Annotated in this window: 18 protein-coding genes and 1 riboswitch; of the genes, 2 read left to right on the top strand and 16 right to left on the bottom strand. The window is 39.5% G+C overall.

The genetic code is table 11. From position 1 onward, the window contains the following. Positions 1-292: 292 nt before the first annotated feature. A complete protein-coding gene (locus ACTHRG_RS22450) occupies positions 293-1,123 on the bottom strand; it encodes a hypothetical protein (protein WP_076262898.1) in 831 nt (276 codons plus the stop codon). A 216-nt stretch (positions 1,124-1,339) separates the two neighbouring features. Next, positions 1,340-1,549, bottom strand: a complete 210-nt coding sequence (locus tag ACTHRG_RS22445) for a cold-shock protein (protein ID WP_076262895.1) — start codon at positions 1,547-1,549, stop codon at positions 1,340-1,342. A gap of 275 nt (positions 1,550-1,824) precedes the next feature. Between ACTHRG_RS22445 and ACTHRG_RS22440 the strand changes: the two genes are divergently transcribed. Continuing rightward, on the top strand, positions 1,825-2,118 hold the full coding sequence (locus ACTHRG_RS22440) for a DUF6509 family protein (RefSeq protein WP_076262893.1): 294 nt from the start codon (positions 1,825-1,827) through the stop codon (positions 2,116-2,118). Between the two features lie 30 nt (positions 2,119-2,148). Here ACTHRG_RS22440 and ACTHRG_RS22435 read toward each other — a convergent pair whose 3' ends face one another. Further along, entirely contained in the window at positions 2,149-2,541 is a 393-nt protein-coding gene (locus ACTHRG_RS22435) for a cytosolic protein (RefSeq protein WP_076262891.1), read from the bottom strand. A gap of 156 nt (positions 2,542-2,697) precedes the next feature. Here ACTHRG_RS22435 and ACTHRG_RS22430 point away from each other — a divergent pair, with 156 nt between their 5' ends. Continuing rightward, the gene (locus tag ACTHRG_RS22430; protein WP_076262889.1) at positions 2,698-3,543 is read left to right on the top strand and encodes a GNAT family N-acetyltransferase; all 846 of its coding nucleotides are present in this window, start codon (positions 2,698-2,700) and stop codon (positions 3,541-3,543) included. Positions 3,544-3,550: 7 nt separating this feature from the next. On the opposite strand, the gene ACTHRG_RS22425 is transcribed toward ACTHRG_RS22430, so the two are convergent. The 13 genes from ACTHRG_RS22425 to ku all read right to left on the bottom strand — a co-directional run bounded on the left by ACTHRG_RS22425 (position 3,551) and on the right by ku (position 16,686). Next, a complete protein-coding gene (locus ACTHRG_RS22425; RefSeq protein ID WP_076262887.1) occupies positions 3,551-4,057 on the bottom strand; it encodes a metallophosphoesterase family protein in 507 nt (168 codons plus the stop codon). Between the two features lie 77 nt (positions 4,058-4,134). Then, positions 4,135-4,335 (bottom strand): cold-shock protein, encoded by a 201-nt coding sequence (locus ACTHRG_RS22420; protein ID WP_009332506.1) that lies wholly within the window; start codon positions 4,333-4,335, stop codon positions 4,135-4,137. A gap of 138 nt (positions 4,336-4,473) precedes the next feature. Continuing rightward, a complete protein-coding gene (locus tag ACTHRG_RS22415) occupies positions 4,474-5,928 on the bottom strand; it encodes a DEAD/DEAH box helicase (protein WP_076262885.1) in 1,455 nt (484 codons plus the stop codon). 296 nt (positions 5,929-6,224) lie between these two features. Continuing rightward, a complete protein-coding gene (locus tag ACTHRG_RS22410) occupies positions 6,225-6,425 on the bottom strand; it encodes a cold-shock protein (RefSeq protein ID WP_076262882.1) in 201 nt (66 codons plus the stop codon). A gap of 213 nt (positions 6,426-6,638) precedes the next feature. Beyond that, positions 6,639-7,520 (bottom strand): bifunctional 5,10-methylenetetrahydrofolate dehydrogenase/5,10-methenyltetrahydrofolate cyclohydrolase, encoded by an 882-nt coding sequence (locus ACTHRG_RS22405; RefSeq protein WP_076262880.1) that lies wholly within the window; start codon positions 7,518-7,520, stop codon positions 6,639-6,641. Between the two features lie 84 nt (positions 7,521-7,604). Next, a riboswitch (ZMP/ZTP riboswitch) is annotated at positions 7,605-7,687 on the bottom strand. Between the two features lie 569 nt (positions 7,688-8,256). Continuing rightward, complete coding sequence (locus ACTHRG_RS22400) at positions 8,257-8,745, bottom strand: hypothetical protein (protein ID WP_076262876.1); 489 nt, start codon at positions 8,743-8,745, stop codon at positions 8,257-8,259. 170 nt (positions 8,746-8,915) lie between these two features. Next, the gene (locus ACTHRG_RS22395; protein ID WP_076262874.1) at positions 8,916-9,875 is read right to left on the bottom strand and encodes a nucleoside hydrolase; all 960 of its coding nucleotides are present in this window, start codon (positions 9,873-9,875) and stop codon (positions 8,916-8,918) included. Positions 9,876-9,971: 96 nt separating this feature from the next. Next, positions 9,972-11,636, bottom strand: a complete 1,665-nt coding sequence (locus tag ACTHRG_RS22390) for a glycerol-3-phosphate dehydrogenase/oxidase (RefSeq protein WP_076262873.1) — start codon at positions 11,634-11,636, stop codon at positions 9,972-9,974. A 258-nt stretch (positions 11,637-11,894) separates the two neighbouring features. Beyond that, the gene (glpK, locus tag ACTHRG_RS22385) at positions 11,895-13,385 is read right to left on the bottom strand and encodes a glycerol kinase GlpK (RefSeq protein WP_076262864.1); all 1,491 of its coding nucleotides are present in this window, start codon (positions 13,383-13,385) and stop codon (positions 11,895-11,897) included. Positions 13,386-13,420: 35 nt separating this feature from the next. Then, positions 13,421-14,245 (bottom strand): MIP/aquaporin family protein, encoded by an 825-nt coding sequence (locus tag ACTHRG_RS22380; protein WP_076262860.1) that lies wholly within the window; start codon positions 14,243-14,245, stop codon positions 13,421-13,423. Between the two features lie 174 nt (positions 14,246-14,419). Then, positions 14,420-14,965 carry a glycerol-3-phosphate responsive antiterminator gene (locus ACTHRG_RS22375; protein ID WP_076262859.1) on the bottom strand — a complete coding sequence of 182 codons (546 nt, stop codon included), beginning with the start codon at positions 14,963-14,965 and terminating at the stop codon, positions 14,420-14,422. A gap of 65 nt (positions 14,966-15,030) precedes the next feature. Beyond that, the gene (locus ACTHRG_RS22370; protein WP_076262858.1) at positions 15,031-15,690 is read right to left on the bottom strand and encodes a phosphatase PAP2 family protein; all 660 of its coding nucleotides are present in this window, start codon (positions 15,688-15,690) and stop codon (positions 15,031-15,033) included. A 141-nt stretch (positions 15,691-15,831) separates the two neighbouring features. Further along, positions 15,832-16,686, bottom strand: a complete 855-nt coding sequence (ku, locus tag ACTHRG_RS22365; protein ID WP_076262857.1) for a non-homologous end joining protein Ku — start codon at positions 16,684-16,686, stop codon at positions 15,832-15,834. Positions 16,687-16,729: the final 43 nt, after the last annotated feature.

The raw sequence follows: 16,729 nt of genomic DNA, 5'->3' as shown, positions 1-16,729 counted from the left end.
AGCTCGAGTTGTCTTTTCAAAAAAGACTAATGATTTAAACGTTGACGTATTGTTCGTTCAGTTTTCAAAGATCAATCTGTTCAGCTGCTATCTCTTAAAGCAACTTTATTATAATACCATTTACAGTCTTCCGTGTCAACAAACTTTAAAAATTTATTTTTTGTAAGATGTTTTGTGAAAGCTGTTCTTAAATAATAGCATTGTCTATGTTTCAGGTCAACGGATTATTCGTGGTATATTATTCCATTTGCTTTTTCTTTAATTCTCAGAAAGCCCTCATGAATGACATGAGTTAATTGCATGACGGGAACATATAATTATTTAATTTCCTGATTAACATTAGCAATAGTATAAGTATCACACTAAAGAAAATAGGATTCCAATAAGAGCTTATTTCTAAAATGTCCATCCTTACCATAATGATATGAAATGCAAAATCCGCAAAAAATAATAAAGTTAGCCATCTGAATCGATAATATTTTATTATAACAACGGTCAGCAGCATTGCATAAATAATCCAGATTAGCACACTGAAAGCTACATGGTCCTTATAAGGAGACTCAAACCAGCCGATTTTATATTGATGAGATCCTGCGATAGCCGTTAAACCAAAAGAGATTCCTTGAAAGATTGTGGTGATAGCCATATACACAGTTATAAATTGAATGAAAAAAGATGGGTCTTCGACTTTATTCCTCCACCATTTTATAACAAATACAGACGCAAACAATATTGCAGGAGTAAACCAGGATTTCCACCAGTTATGTTCATATATGCCAAGCCAAAGAAATAGCTCTTCTATTCCATAAATGCAGGCTATTATCAAAATTATCCACTTAAAGCGGATTCTAAAAGCGGCTATCGCCATCAATACACTAGGAATAAAAAATGCCTGTGAAATACTGGACCCAAAAACATCATCATACAAGTGGATTGAAAAGAAATTCGGATAATAGGAGTAAGCATCAAATAAAATTAAGACGATATATTCCATTAAAAAAGAAAGTCCCATGGCGAAGAAATAAACCGCCAGATTAAAACGAAAGTCAGTTTTTTTATAAGCTATATAAATAAGACCTATGCTTATGAGCACTAATCCAAGAAACCAAAGCAAATTTGACATTCTTCCACATCCAGTTTAGCTCGTTTCCATTATTTTGTTCATCCCGGACAAACATATACTTCTTCCCGGAACGAGAAAATTGTTCATAAAAAACGCGATATCCGAAATACAAGCGCCGTCTGCGGAACAAATATAAAACAGAGAAAGTATTTTAGTCGAGACTTTCTCATAATTTATTATGCAAAAATAAAAGGGCGATTAAGATCGCCCCTGCACTTATTTAGAAAATATGCTGTTATTGTTAACGACTTGCAATTCTTTAGTCGTTTCTTTCATTTCACTTTTGCAAATCGGACAAAGAGGTACCTGGCTGCTTTTGAAATTGTCCCTTATCCAGCAATTGCAGGCCTCAGATGTACACTCCCAAATTTTCACTTCTTCAACCTTGATTTCTTCCATGTTTTTTCTGCCAAATCCCATCGCCATTTAACGGCACCTCCCAAAGAGTAAGACCCTTACCCAAAATAAAAATCACTTGCTATATAAAGTGACGAACCACTGGCTCTATATAACAAGTGTTATGGGCAATATTATATTCTTTTAACTAAATTTAGTATAACATATTTAAAAGCTTCTGTCAAAAAGTTCTAAACCTGCAGCTGTAATCATTGAAAATCTTCAAAAAATCGATAAATACTATTAACCCAATCCGGGAAAAGTGTATAATGACTTGTACAGCAGCGATAGAAAGGGTGAAGTCCATGAACATTACAAGTTATACTGTTGAGTACATACAGGATCCTACTGGCATTTTAACAGGTGACCGCTACGAATTCTTTTTAGATATTGATGTGGATGAAGAAGATGAATTATATTCAGAAAATGGCATTAAGCTAAGAGTGCTTTATTTTAAAAATGGAGAAGACGAGAGGATTCTTAATTATCATTTTGTTGAAGGAGCTTCTGGAACGGTTTTGGATTTCGCTTTAGATGAAGATGAAGAGAAAACAGTTTCAGTTTTCTGCCGGGACAACCTTTCCCAGGCAGAAGAATAAGAGCAGGTTTCCCCTGCTCTTTTACTTTATTTAAATTCCCTTTCCCTCTTCAATAATGTGATACATTAAATGCGCTAAATGCTGTATAGGTGTATATGCCTCTTCCCTGTCCACATCATTTCCTTCATTAAAATCAAGGTCATTCAGATAAAGAGCAGTGAATTGATAAAAATCTTTTAATTCAAAAGCAAAGCATGCACTGGGCTCTTCCGATTCCCCTTCATATTGGAGAACCATATAAGATTCTTTGCCGTCCTTATCGAGAGCATCAAAAAATATAAAATAGCCAACATTTGAGTTCAATTCAAATAAATGCCTTGTTCCGCCTTCTGTATATTGCTCAAAGTCATTTTCATTCAGCTTCTGAACAACCATCTGCTGTATATTGTCTTCCTTATGGAACTTTACTGTGAAATTTTCCATTCAATCTCCCCCTTAATCCATACAATCCTAACATATTGCTATATTTATTAATATAAATTCAATCAGCATTCGTATGTTTTCAATTTTAGGACTATTCGTTTAATCCATTTTCTTATATTATTGGTTTATCCATTTTTTATACAGGAGGCCGCCTGATTGCTGACAAAAAAACAATTAGACGATATTCGATCTCTCCAGCAAATATGCGAAGAGACAGAGAATATCAAATTAAAATTGAATTGGGATACATTGAAATCAAGACCTGCAGATGAGAAACATGATTTTTTCCATTATGATAAAGGCGGAAAATTATTGGGGTACCTTGCTCTTTATAGTTTCGGAGGCCCGGTGGAATTATGCGGAATGGTCCATCCGGATCATAGACGCAAGGGCATCTTCTGCAGTTTGTTCAATGAAGCGGTAAAACAATTGACCCAGGCAAGCAAATTGCTTATTAATACACCAGCCTCTTCTGAATCCGCGAAAGGTTTTATAAAGTCATTAACTTGCAACTATTCTTTCTCCGAGTATCAAATGAAACGCCATAAAAGCGCGGAGATCGGATCCATAAACCAGGAAGTCACTATGAGGAAAGCAGTGAGCAGTGACCTGAATTTCATTAATCATCTGGATATAGTATGCTTCGATGTTCCAAAAGAAGAGGCAGAGGCGTTTAATAATAATATCTTGGGCAGCGAAAATGAAAAGACATTAATAATTGAATATAAAGGTGTAAAGTCCGGCAAAATCAGGATTCAAATAGAAGAAGATGCTGCCTGGATTTACGGCTTTGCTGTCGATCCTCTATTCCAGGGAAAAGGAATCGGCAGGAGTGCCCTTACTAATGCTGTTAACCATCAGCACAGCAAGGGAATCAGCTGGGTGCATCTTGAAGTCGCTGCAGAAAATGACCATGCTCTCTCATTATACAAATCATGCGGCTTCGAACCATACGGCACACAGGATTATTATGAAATTGACCTTGCTGCACTTAAGATTTAATGAGGATTTATTCCTTTGAATCGAAAAAAACATGATTGAATATTAACTCATCTGTAATTTCCAGGATGCCGAACGAATAGTTCGGCTGCCTGCGCTTGTCCGTTGGAGACCCGGGGTTAAAGAGAATAATCCCATTATGACATTTCTTGACCGGGATATGCGAATGCCCGAAAATAATAGCATCAACTTCTTCATCATTGAAAGCCTCAATACTTCTTTTTTCAGTTGTTTTCCCCTTTCCATGACCATGGACAACACCTATTTTAAAACCCTTTTTTTCAAGCAGAATTTTTTCCTTCAAAATAGCGCGCAGTTCATCATTGTCAGTATTTCCATATACCCCCTCAACCGGCGCGTGTTTCAGTAATTTCTCATAAAGTTCGATGCTCTGCCAATCCCCTGCATGAATAATTAAGTCACAGCCGTTCATTTCATTCAGCAATACTCCTGGCAGCTGTTTTGATTTCTTTGGCATATGGGTATCGGATAAAATGAGGATTCTAATCACTATCATCCCTTTCTCTTACTGTTGTACCTTATTTACCCCAAAATGAAAAGAGAGCCCCCATCTAGGGACTCTCTTTTCAATCATTATAACTTTGTTACATTTACAGCTTGCGGTCCACGCTGGCCCTGCTCTATGTCAAAGTTAACTTCCTGGCCTTCATCAAGGGTTTTGAAACCTTCTGTCTGGATTGCAGAGTAATGAACAAATACATCTTCTCCGCCTTCAACTTCGATAAAACCAAAACCTTTTTCTGAGTTAAACCATTTTACTTTACCTGTTGCCATGTAAATTTCCTCCTAATATCAATAACTCACAGAGTGATTATTACCCTGCATTTACTAATATGGGTAAAATCTTCAGTTTTTATAATAAAATATTCAAAAAGCAGTAAAAAAAATCTTTTTTTCCGCTATTCAGCCGCATTATCCCTTATTGCTATTGCTGCGTGGCTTACTGCTGCGTCTGTCGCGACCGCCTTTAAAATCTCTTCTATCGCGTCCGCCGCCTCTGGATCTGTCGCTGAATCTTCTTCCTCCGCGATCACCTTTTGGTTTTCTGGCACGGACAGGTTCAACCGCAGTTAATTTAACCGGTGTGACATCAGGACCTTTAGTCAGCAATTTAAAGGCTGCAGCAAGCAAAGTAACAGAATCTGTATCTTCAAGAAGATTTTCCGCCACTCTCTTGAAGTCTGCGTGTTCTTCTTTTTCAATAACTTCCATAAGTTTATTAATTGTCGCCTGCTGATTGCCTGCAACAACATCCTTAAAGGAAGGAACTGGCTTTTTCGCCATTTTGCTCTTTGTAACATTTTCAATTATTTTCAGGTGGTCAATTTCTCTTGGAGAAACGAATGTAATCGCAAGCCCCTTGTTTCCAGCACGGCCTGTACGTCCAATCCGGTGAACATAGCTTTCAGGATCCTGCGGGATATCGAAGTTATAAACATGGGAGACGCCTGAAATATCAAGGCCACGGGCAGCAACGTCAGTGGCAACCATGATATCAATTGTCTGTTCTTTAAATCGGCGGATTACCTGATCTCTTTTCGCCTGTGGAATATCGCCATGAATTCCTTCAGCCGAATATCCTCTCTTAATGAGTCCTTCCACCACTTCATCTACACGCTTTTTCGTTCTGCCAAATACAATCGCCAGCTCAGGTGATTGAATATCCAGAAGATTGCAAAGCACATCAAATTTTTGTTTTTCATGCACTTCCATATAATACTGTTCAATATTTTTAACAGTCATTTCTTTTGCTTTCACTTTTACCATTTCAGGCTCCTGCATGAATTTTTCAGCAAGTGACTGAATTCTTCTTGGCATTGTTGCCGAGAAAAGAAGGGTTTGGCGCTCACCTTTAATTTCACTCAGGATTCTTTCGATATCCTCGATGAATCCCATATTGAGCATTTCATCCGCTTCATCCAATACAACCATCTTGATATTGCTTAAGCGGATTGTTTTTCTTTCAATATGATCAATTAATCTGCCTGGTGTAGCAGCAATGATATGAGGGTGTTTTTTAAGCGCACGGATTTGGCGGTTAATATCCTGACCGCCGTAAACAGGAAGCGTCCGGACTCCTTTTACCTGTCCTATCCGGTTTAATTCTTCTGCCACCTGTACAGCAAGCTCCCGTGTTGGCGCAAGGACAAGACCTTGAATACCTTCATTTAAATCAATCTGCTCTAAAAGCGGTACACCGAAAGCAGTAGTTTTTCCTGTTCCAGTCTGCGCCTGGCCAATCATATCCTTCCCCTGCATTCCGATTGGAATCGCCTGTGCCTGAATTGGTGTTGGTTCCTCGAAGCCCATATTGGAAAGAGCTTTTACTATTTCATTACTTAATCCAAAATCTGAAAAAGTTGTCAAAATATGTGTTCCTCCTTGAATTATATATGTTATTAGGTTCTGAAAGACTTTTTTGTATAAAGACAATGACACTTTACTAGGCTTTCCAGTTTGCATCTCTTTTTTACATTTCCGTTTGCAATAATTTTAAACTTTTTGTAAGTGAAGAATTTTAATTGGGTGAAATGAAAAATACATATCCTAAAAGCAGGTGTTTCAGAAGATCTGTTTTGAGGAATGCTGAAGGCTACAAAGTGGATAAGCAAACATAAAAAGGTGATGCATGATTAGACATGCATCACCTCATTTAAGCAAAATTATGCTTTTGTTACGTTAGCAGCTTGAGGTCCACGGTTACCTTCAACGATTTCGAAATTAACGTCTTGACCTTCTTCTAAAGTTTTGAAACCTTCAGTTTGGATAGCGGAGAAGTGTACGAATACATCTTGACCTTCTGAAGATTCGATGAATCCGAAACCTTTTTCTGCATTAAACCATTTAACTTTACCTGTGTTCATTTGTGTTGCCTCCCAATAAGTTGTTTTTCACTATAATGTACCATATAAACTTAAACATAAAAAAGCCGCAGCTGCCAGAAATGAGGATGAAGGATCGCCTACATTTCTTTGCAGCTACGTCTACTTATCCAAAAAGTATATTACGAACTTTACAGCGTTAACTTAATAATAAACGACACCCATCTATAAGTCAATCCTTTTGGAGGTCAATTTTTAATTAGGGATAAATTGACTATTTATGATTTTCTTATTAGTTAGCGTCTTTTCCGTAGCCAGAACTGTATGTTTCAAAAGCATGGAAATCGTAACAGGTCCTACTCCACCAGGTACAGGTGTAATAGCAAACGCTTTTTCGAAACAGCTGCCATACTCTGCATCTCCAATATTTCCTTCATTATATCCGGCATCAAGAACAATAGCCCCTTCTTTAATCCATTCACCCTTAACAAAGTTAGGTTTTCCTACAGCTGCAACTACAATATCAGCCTGCTTTACAATTCGGGGCAGATCTTGGGTATATGAATGGCAGGTTGTGACCGTTGCATTTCGATTGAGTAAAAGGGCAGAAACCGGCTTGCCAAGGATTGGGCTTCTGCCGATGACAACAGCATGCATACCTTCAGCATTCAATTTATAAAAATCCATAATTTCCAAAATAGCTGCAGGTGTACAGGAAGGATATTCACCATAGCCGAAAGCAGTTTGACCATATCCGAGGCTTGTAACACCATCAACGTCTTTTTCAATTGCAATGGCTTCAAAAGCTTTGCGTTCATCTATATGTCCAGGTACGGGATGCTGAAGAAGGATTCCATGTACAGAAAGATCATCATTCAGTTCTGCAATTTTCTCCAGCAGTTCTACTGTTGTTGTATCCTTTGGCATATGGATACGTTTTGATAAGATCCCCAGTTTTTCACATGCATTTCCCTTCATTCTTACATACGTTTCAGACGAAGGATCATCTCCCACTAAAATAGTAGCTAAACAAGGCTCAACACCCTTTACCTTTAATTCTTCAATTCGATTCTTTAATTGGTCTTTCACATGTTTTGCCACAACAATTCCATCAAGAATAATCTTTTTTTCCGCCATGCATATTCCTCCTATAGGAAAAGCACCTATTCGGCTTGCGGGCTTTTCCATTTTGTTATGAAAAAAAGAGACAAGGGTATCCCTTATCTCTGCCCAGACGACCGGCTATACATAGACGCAGCTCCCCAGCGGTTGATTCCGCATTGTCGTCAGTCACTGCGATTTTGAAAAGCTATTCTAATGAGTAGATAATAGCACAAAAACACAAATAATTAAACTGAAATTTATTAAAATGTTCGTGTTTTTTTAAAGTAAATAAAAAAGGACAGCATATACTGTCCTTATAAGTGATATATTTGAGTTAATTAATTATTACCTAAAACAATGAAAGCCCTTCCTCTCTTCCATCCTTACGGCTCCTAGACCGCGCCAGTGGGAATCAGGTTGGTCGGAATCCTTTCCGACTTAGATGCTCTCTGAGATTTTAATATTAAATGGTAAGAAACTTACTGAAGTAAAAATACGGAGAAGTGTCTGGTTTACAGAAGATGATTAAGAAGAACATTCAGCGTTAAGCTGTCCACACAAATTATTCTTAATTACAAACACATACTTACTCTTTCAAAATCCTAAAGAGCATAAAACATAATAAAAAGCCGCAGTTCCACTAAAAAGAAGGTTCGGATGCCGAACATTCCAAGTGAATTAACGACTTCAAAATATACCTCAAATACTTCAATCACTATAATATCTTATATGCTGTTATCTGTCAAGAAAAAATCTTGTCACCCTTAGGTTAGCTTTCTCCCTTGTACTCGGTTACATCAAAATAATCGGTTGTATCTTTATAGTCATTAAAGCCTATATCCAGATCATGAAAATACCGGTGCAGTTTGATTAATACGTCTTTTTCTTTGGTGCCTGACTGCACAGTTTCTGCCAGACTTCTTATTGTGCCAAGGTCTGTCTGAAGATTTTTATTCTCCGCTGATATTTTTTTAAGCGAGTTGACGATTAAATCAGCCTGCTCTCTTTGCTTAGACCAGTTGACTTTACGGTCTCTGCCCCAGCCAAGTGTTTCATTATAAAAAGTATGATTGGAAGCAATAAAGTCTCCTAAATTATCGTACATTAATCCCTGTGCGGTTACCTCCGTATTTGCCGAGGTCTTTTGCATCTTAGAATCATCCTTATTTAAAAAGACAAGCACACTGTATGCCAGGGCAATGGCTATGACCATTCCGAGAATTGAAAGAGTCATGTTTAACTTTTTATTTTTCAGCAATTCGAAAGCCTCCATTTGATTTTGATTAATGAGACGCAAGTTTGCCATTTTAATTATTTCGAAAGAATCTTCCACTCACCGCAAAGGTCTTCCATGTTAATACATTCTATGTGAACTTCCCATTCCCCTTCAACCCAAATAAAAAAGCTTTTAACACAATGTGTCAAAAGCTATTTCTGATTTTTCTGAGATAGGAAAACCTCCATAAAATCAATGACAAACCGTTCCATATCAAGTTCCATCGCAATATTGTCAAGTGTCTCCTGCGGTTCCTCTTCCGGCTTAGGCCTAAAATCTGCTATGCTTTTTCCTTTGGCCTTTCCAAACTGTTCAATTCTCACTCTTCGTTTAACATATTTGACGAGATCTGGATTTGTAAGAACACTTAAAACAAGAACATCATGGAGAGGTGCACCCTGAATTCCCGGAACAAGCTTTTGGTAAGCTTCGTAATAATAATCATAAGCAGGTTTGATTAAATCTTTAAAAGGTGACTGGGTATTATTTGCGATAAAATTAATCGTCTCAGGACGGATAATCGCTTTATTTGTTACATTCAGAGGAAATATATAAATGTTTTTTGCTTTTTCCAGCACTGAATCCGCTGCGATGGGGTCAGCATAAAAGTTGGCTTCTGCCTCTGGCGTTACATTTCCCGGAACCAGAAACGCACCTCCCATTAAATAAAATGCATTCACATCTTGATATGCATCCTTTCCATAAAGAATGAGCGGCAATGCCAAATCAGTCTGCCTCCCGACACCAACGATCACAAGGTTATTTTTGTATTGATTTACAATTTCAATAATTTTGTCTATATCATATACCTTTATTTTGCTGCTAAAATCCTCCGGAGGCTGAATGGGCCCCAAGCCTTCCTCTCCATGAATTTCAGGATAAAAGACAGCAGCCTCACCGGATAATGGACCGCTTGCCCCTGCTATAATGGGAATGTCCTCTCTGCCGGCAAGCTTCAGTAAATAGGCAGTATTATTAATGGATTCTTCTTTGGTTATGTTGCCATAAGCGCTGACAACACCAACTAAATTAATCTCAGGATGCTGAAGGGCATACATTAGGGCAAGTGAATCATCAACCCCTGAGTCAACAAACATGAGAACATTATACATAACCCACCTCCGCTACCTATTTATACTATAGTATGCCTGTGGAATGTCCCTATTGTTTATATTCTCCTACTAAAAAAACTCCCCGAATGGAGAGCTTTAGTCCTGATCAGCAGGCTTTATCGCAAAGCTTAGTTCCTGGTTCAGCTGATTCTCAAAATTACTTTCTGCAGCCTGGTCCCATTTAAATGTATCTGCCATAAATGAAATTACTTGCCTTTGATAATTTCTTACCGTTTCAATATCAAATAGAAGCGCTCCTGTTCTGCGGTTAAAAAAGTCAACAGGAGTGGCAGCCATTTCATATTCAATGGCATATTTCAGCTTTGCCCACAACACAATCGGCAGGCCATAATTCTCAGCTTCACCGCTGTCCGCTTCAATCATATTAAAAATGATGCCAACGTTAGAACCATACATTTTAACGAGGTGATTAGACTGTTCAGCTGATAGACCAATACTAGTTCCTTTATCAATCTGGAACATAATAAATTCCTGGAACTTGGTTGATCCCCCTACATTCCCTCCAGAAATGGGCAGTGTTTTTGTGATACTGCTGCTAAATGTCCTATTCGAATCCTGTTTAAATTTTTCAGCAAGCAAATCAACAATGGTTTCGGCCATTTTCCGGTACCCGGTCAGTTTCCCGCCGGCAATTGTCAGTAAACCAGTATCCGACTCCCAAATTTCATCCTTGCGTGATATTTCGGAAGGGTCTTTTCCTTCTTCCCAAATAAGCGGACGAACACCAGCCCAGCTTGATTCAATATCATTCTCCGCTATTTTCACAGAAGGGAACATAAAGTTAATAGCGTTAATAATGTAGGTTCTGTCATTTGCAGTCATTTTAGGATTTACAGGATCTGAATCAAAGAAAGTATCCGTTGTCCCCACATATGTTTTTCCGTCTCGCGGTATGGCAAATACCATTCTTTTATCAGGAGTATCAAAGTATACAGCCTGTTTCAATGGGAACTTGGATTGGTCGATTACCAAATGAACACCTTTAGTCAGACGCAGGGTCTTTCCTTTCCTGGAACCGTCTTTCTCACGGATAGAATCAACCCAGGGACCAGCAGCGTTAATGATTTTTTTCGCTCTGATTTCATGAACCTTGTCTGTCAGCTGATCTGCAGCAGCAGCTCCGCATACTTTACCTTGTTCATCATATAAAAGATTTTCGACCTTCAAATAGTTAACTGGAAGAGCGCCTTTATCTGCTGCAGCTTTCATTACCTCTATTGTAAGACGGGCATCATCTGTGCGGTATTCCACATAATAGCCGCCGCCCTTTAGTCCATCCTTCTTTATAAGAGGCTCTTTTGACAGTGTTTCCCGGACACTGAGCATATTTCTTCGTTCAGACTTTCTGACGCCTGCGAGAAAATCGTATACTCTAAGGCCGATTGAAGTTGAGAATTTTCCAAACGTGCCTCCTTTATGCATTGGAAGCAGCATCCACTCCGGCGTAGTCACATGGGGCCCATTTTCATATACAATCGCCCGCTCCTTTCCGACTTCGGCTACCATTTTAACTTCAAATTGCTTAAGATATCTTAATCCTCCGTGAACCAGTTTGGTTGAACGGCTGGAGGTTCCCGCTGCAAAATCCTGCATTTCAACGAGCGCTGTTTTCATTCCCCGTGTTGCCGCGTCCAGAGCAATTCCTGCTCCCGTTATGCCGCCGCCAATAATCAGAACATCAAATTCTTCCGCTGTAAGTGTATTTAACATGTCAGTACGATTTAAATTAGAAAATGTCATTGCTGTCTCCTCCTTATTGAAAAGGCTAGTAGTTGTAACTGCCCTTTTAAAGCAGGGAATTAGAAAAGCGTAAGCGCCTTGCCCACCCCCGACACCTCGAGGGGGTAGGCGCTGTAGCTAGACATAAAAAGAGACCACAAAATACATTATCGATAAGACGATAATGATTTTGTGGTCTCTCCGCATCTCCTGCCGAACTATTAACTTAAGTTTATTATAACATATAGGATATGATTTGTGCAGAAAACTTACTTCAGATTATTTAAATGCAATAGCTGCGTTTACAGCTTTTTTCCAGCCTTGATAAAGATCTTCACGGACTTTCTCTTCCATTGAAGGATGATAAGATTCATCAATTGCCCACTGCTCAGCAATTTCCTCCTGTGATTCCCAGAACCCGACAGCCAATCCCGCAAGGTAAGCTGCCCCCAGTGCAGTAGTTTCATTGATTACCGGCCTTTCTACGGGAACGTCCAGAATATCTGACTGGAACTCCATCAGGAAATTATTTCTCACGGCACCTCCATCCACTCTAAGTGTTTTAAGTTCAATGCCAGAGTCAGCTTCCATCGCAGAGAGGACATCTTTTGTCTGATAAGCCAGTGCCTCAAGTGTTGCACGAATAAAATGTTCTTTGGACGTCCCACGTGTGACTCCAAAAACTGCTCCCCTTACATCACTATCCCAATATGGCGTCCCAAGGCCAACAAAGGCCGGAACTACATAAACTCCATCTGTCGAGTCCACTTTTTTGGCGTAGCTTTCACTGTCCTTTGCATCTTTAAGCATTCTCAACCCATCTCGGAGCCATTGAATAGCAGAGCCCGCAACAAAAATGCTGCCCTCCAATGCATATTCAATTTTCCCCTCAAGTCCCCAGGCAATGGTTGTTAGAAGTCCATGTTCAGACTGCACTGCTTTTTCACCTGTATTCATAAGCATGAAACAGCCTGTGCCGTAAGTGTTTTTAGCCATTCCTTTCTCGAAGCATGCTTGTCCAAACAGCGCAGCCTGCTGATCCCCCGCCGCACCGGCGATCGGTACTTCCTTTCCGAAAAAGTGATAGTCAATGGTCTTAGCATACACCTCGGAAGATGGCTTCACTTCAGGCAGCATCGCTTTCGGGACTTCAAGAATATTCAGGAGCTCTTCATCCCACTTAAGTTCATGGATATTAAACATTAATGTGCGGGAGGCGTTGGAGTAATCGGTCACATGCGCTTTCCCTCCTGATAGCTTCCAGATAAGCCATGTATCAATGGTTCCAAACAATAATTTTCCCTGTTCCGCCTTTTCCCTAGCCCCTTCCACATGATCCAATATCCACTTAACCTTTGTTCCTGAGAAATATGCATCAATTAATAGGCCGGTTTTTTCTCTGAACAGGCCGTTATAGCCTTTCTTTTTCAAGTCATCACAAATTTCGCTGGTCTGCCTTGACTGCCATACAATCGCATTGTAAATCGGGGTCCCGGTTTCTTTATCCCAAACAACAGTTGTCTCCCTCTGATTTGTAATGCCAATGCCCGCAATTTGCTCAGGCTTTATGCCGGATTCTGAAAAAACCCCTGCAATCACCGATAAAATTGAACCCCATATTTCATTAGCATTATGTTCAACCCAGCCAGGCTTTGGAAAATGCTGTGTGAACTCTTTTTGTGCCGTGTGCACAATTTCTCCTTTTTTATTAAAAAGAATGGCTCGTGAACTTGTAGTTCCCTGATCTAATGATAAAATATATTTTTCCATAATATACTCCTCCTAATCTCGTTCAATACTCTTATTTATGCAGCCACTTTAGAAGAATCAACTTCTCCCTGCTGTTTTCTGCCAAAAATATACGAAAGAATTAATACTATTATATTAACACCCAGCACTCCCCATAACATACCTGAAGCCTTGCCATCGAACATCACCTGATAGAACGCTGATCCCATTAATCCCCCAAGGATTGGCCCGGCTACCGGGATCCATGCATATCCCCAGTTCGATTTCCCTTTGCCTGCAATGGGAAGAAGAAAATGGGCAATGCGCGGCCCCAAATCACGGGCCGGATTAATTGCATAGCCGGTTGTCCCTCCAAGCGACATGCCGATCACAACAATGAGAAGGCCAACAGCAATCGGATTTAACCCTTCAGTAAATTGATTTGCTCCTATAAACATCAAACCCAATACAAGAATGAACGTCCCGATTATTTCACTCAATAAATTTGAAAAAGTATGTGGAATGGCAGGACTTGTTGAGAAAACAGCAAGCTTTGCCCCCTGGTCTTCTGTTTCCTTCCAATGCGGCAGATAGTGAAGGAATACAATCACCCCTCCAAGGAACCCGCCCAGGATCTGAGCCAGAATATACCCGGGTACGTCCTGCCACGGGAAATCACCGCTAAGCGCAAATCCAATGGTTACAGCAGGATTTAAGTGTGCTCCGCTAATCGATCCTACAGCAAAAACCCCCATGGTTACAGCAAGTCCCCAGGCAATCGTGATAACAATCCACCCTCCATTAAAAGAGAAAGTCTTTTTTAAGTTCGCCCCGGCAACAACGCCTCCTCCAAAAACAATCAAGATCATTGTTCCAATCATTTCTCCCATAAAAGCAGACATCCGATAATCCCCTTTCCATTTTTGGCTGATCGGAAAACAAAAAAGGAGACCCACGACAGATTAAGCCTAAAAAGGCTAAACTGTGTGAATCTCCTAATCTCCGACACATAAATTAACTTGTTACTCCCAGTATACAAATCTATGAAAACGTTGTCAAACGATACATGAACTTCTTCATGAAAACTTTTCCCATAATTCAATTTTTGAAGTTGTAATGGCAACCGCTCCCGCATCAAGCGCATTCCTCACCTCTTCTTCTGAACGGATGAGGCCTCCTGCAAAAATAGGGGTATTCAAACGCTCATTCACTTCTTTGATCATCCATGGCATGGCTCCAGGCAAAACTTCTATATAGTTCGGACGGGTTTTCTCGACTAATTTATAACTCTTTTCGAGTGCGTGCGAATCGATGAGGAAAATCCTCTGGACAGCAATCACACCCTTTTGCTTTGCTTTCAGGATGACGCTGGATTTTGTAGAAATTAACCCGTATGGCTTGTATTCCTGGCAAATATATTCAACGGCATAGTCGTCGCTTTTTAAGCCATGAATCAGATCAACATGATAAATCATTTTTTTGTTATGTACCTTTGCCATCTGCGAAACATGTTTCAGCTGTGAAATATGCATATCGAGAAACACACCAATTTCAAAGGGACTTTTTAGGAACTTTTCAAATTCTTTCATATTGGATGATGCGGGCAAAATTTTTTGATTCATTCTTTCCACTCCTGTTTCGGTTATTTCCCTATGTTATTAAGAATGTGCGTATTTCTCAATACCTATTATATATTTTTGCGGTACTCATAATAGCGGAATGCAATAATCATGATGGTCAGCCAGACACCTCCGGCTGCAAAACCAGCTATTACATCACTTGGAAAATGAACACCTAAATAAATGCGGCTTAATCCTATCATGATGATAAAGCATCCCAGCATCACTGTCCATGCAGCCTTCCAGCGCTTTCGTTTTGCCAGATGGATGATCATATAGGCAAGTGAGCCATAAAAAATAAAAGATCCCATTGAATGTCCGCTCGGAAAACTGAACCCCTGCTCTTCGATCAGAGGTCTGATATCCGGACGTTCTCTTTTAAAGATCCACTTCAGCAGCAGGTTGAATAGTGCTCCGAAACCCGATGAAAGAACCATGAACGAAGCAAGTGATCTCTTTTTAAACAGGCACAATAGTACAGCGGCCAAAGTTACAGAAATAGCCAGCCACTTTACGGACCCTAAAAAAGTAATTACACTCATATACTCTGTGAGCCGGGGAGAAATAAATGCCTGTATATAATGGATCACAGACTCGTCGAAACGAATTAGCTCATTTTCCTTTAATTCGTCGACTATTTCAATAAATAACAGCATAAATCCGCCGAAAACTGCTGCCGCCAAAGCTAGGTAAAAGATATTTACTAATGTTAAATTCTTCAATTTCATTTTCAACAAATCCTTTTTCTTATAGAATTACCACTGATTCCTATAAGAGGAACATATTTTTGAAGGTTTTATTAAATTTTCTGCATTTGCAGCTTTCCAGTAAAAAACCGGGTTTGCATCTGCAAATCCGGTTTCAGTTCATCAAGCTTGCTTTTTAGCCTTTGTTTTTGTTGAAGCACGTTTCTTTTTAGCTGCAGGCTTTTTCTTTGTTTCAGCATCACCAGGCTTCGTTTTATCAATGGATGCCTGCAGTGCAGCCATAAGATCGGTGACATTTGCGGCAGGCTCTTTTTCAACAGGGGTGACGATATCTTTGCCCGTCCGTTTTGCTTCAATAAGCTCCAAAAGGGCAGTACGGTAGTCATCATTATATTTCTCAGGCTTGAATTCCGTGGTTAATTGATCAATCAGCATGATGGCAGTATCGATTTCCTTCTCTGTCACTTTGTCTTCTGCAGGCACATTTGGCACATCAGCAGCCTTCCGTACTTCATCCGGGTAATGGATCGTTTCCATAACAAGCGTGTTTTCATATACACGGACCACAGCCAGCTGTTCCTTGGAACGGATAATGATTTTTGCCAAACCGACTTTTTCAGAAGTCTCAAGCGCTTTTCTCAAAAGAGAATATGCCTTTCCTCCACCGTCCCCAGGAGACATATAATACGTACGATTATAATAAATAGGATCAATCTCCTGTATATTTACAAAGTCCATAATTTCGACAGCTTTATCCTCATTTTCCTGTTTAAGCTTTTCTAAATCCTCATCCTCTAAAACGACAAACTTTCCTTTTGTGTATTCATAAGCTTTTACAATATCCTCGTTCTTAATTTCCTTTTCACAAACAGGACATGTTTTCTCATACTTAATTGGCGAATGACATTCCTTATGAAGATTTCTCAGCTTAATATCCTTATCTTCTGTAGCCGAATGCAGCTTAATTGGTATATTCACCAGCCCAAAACTGATGCTTCCTTTCCACATCGTATGCATAGTCAGACTCCCATTCTTTTTAATGTATTACTCCTAATTTGTG

The organism is Cytobacillus sp. SAFR-174 (assembly GCF_051964675.1).
Taxonomy (GTDB): Bacteria; Bacillota; Bacilli; order Bacillales; family Cytobacillaceae; genus Cytobacillus.
This window is presented reverse-complemented; position numbering and strand designations above follow the sequence as displayed.

What these genes read in the sequence shown, in the direction of transcription:
- ACTHRG_RS22440 (WP_076262893.1), top strand. Translation starts at nt 1,825, where the DNA reads ATGAACATTACAAGTTATACTGTTGAGTACATACAGGATCCTACTGGC.
- ACTHRG_RS22435 (WP_076262891.1), bottom strand. Translation starts at nt 2,541, where the DNA reads ATGGAAAATTTCACAGTAAAGTTCCATAAGGAAGACAATATACAGCAG.
- ACTHRG_RS22375 (WP_076262859.1), bottom strand. Translation starts at nt 14,965, where the DNA reads ATGAATCAAAAAATTTTGCCCGCATCATCCAATATGAAAGAATTTGAA.
- ACTHRG_RS22420 (WP_009332506.1), bottom strand. Translation starts at nt 4,335, where the DNA reads ATGGCAACAGGTAAAGTAAAATGGTTTAACTCAGAAAAAGGTTTTGGT.
- ACTHRG_RS22390 (WP_076262873.1), bottom strand. Translation starts at nt 11,636, where the DNA reads ATGACATTTTCTAATTTAAATCGTACTGACATGTTAAATACACTTACA.
- ACTHRG_RS22395 (WP_076262874.1), bottom strand. Translation starts at nt 9,875, where the DNA reads ATGTATAATGTTCTCATGTTTGTTGACTCAGGGGTTGATGATTCACTT.
- ACTHRG_RS22410 (WP_076262882.1), bottom strand. Translation starts at nt 6,425, where the DNA reads ATGAACACAGGTAAAGTTAAATGGTTTAATGCAGAAAAAGGTTTCGGA.
- ACTHRG_RS22405 (WP_076262880.1), bottom strand. Translation starts at nt 7,520, where the DNA reads ATGGCGGAAAAAAAGATTATTCTTGATGGAATTGTTGTGGCAAAACAT.
- ku (WP_076262857.1), bottom strand. Translation starts at nt 16,686, where the DNA reads ATGCATACGATGTGGAAAGGAAGCATCAGTTTTGGGCTGGTGAATATA.
- ACTHRG_RS22380 (WP_076262860.1), bottom strand. Translation starts at nt 14,245, where the DNA reads ATGTCTGCTTTTATGGGAGAAATGATTGGAACAATGATCTTGATTGTT.
- ACTHRG_RS22450 (WP_076262898.1), bottom strand. Translation starts at nt 1,123, where the DNA reads ATGTCAAATTTGCTTTGGTTTCTTGGATTAGTGCTCATAAGCATAGGT.
- ACTHRG_RS22445 (WP_076262895.1), bottom strand. Translation starts at nt 1,549, where the DNA reads ATGGCGATGGGATTTGGCAGAAAAAACATGGAAGAAATCAAGGTTGAA.
- ACTHRG_RS22425 (WP_076262887.1), bottom strand. Translation starts at nt 4,057, where the DNA reads ATGATAGTGATTAGAATCCTCATTTTATCCGATACCCATATGCCAAAG.
- glpK (WP_076262864.1), bottom strand. Translation starts at nt 13,385, where the DNA reads ATGGAAAAATATATTTTATCATTAGATCAGGGAACTACAAGTTCACGA.
- ACTHRG_RS22370 (WP_076262858.1), bottom strand. Translation starts at nt 15,690, where the DNA reads ATGAAATTGAAGAATTTAACATTAGTAAATATCTTTTACCTAGCTTTG.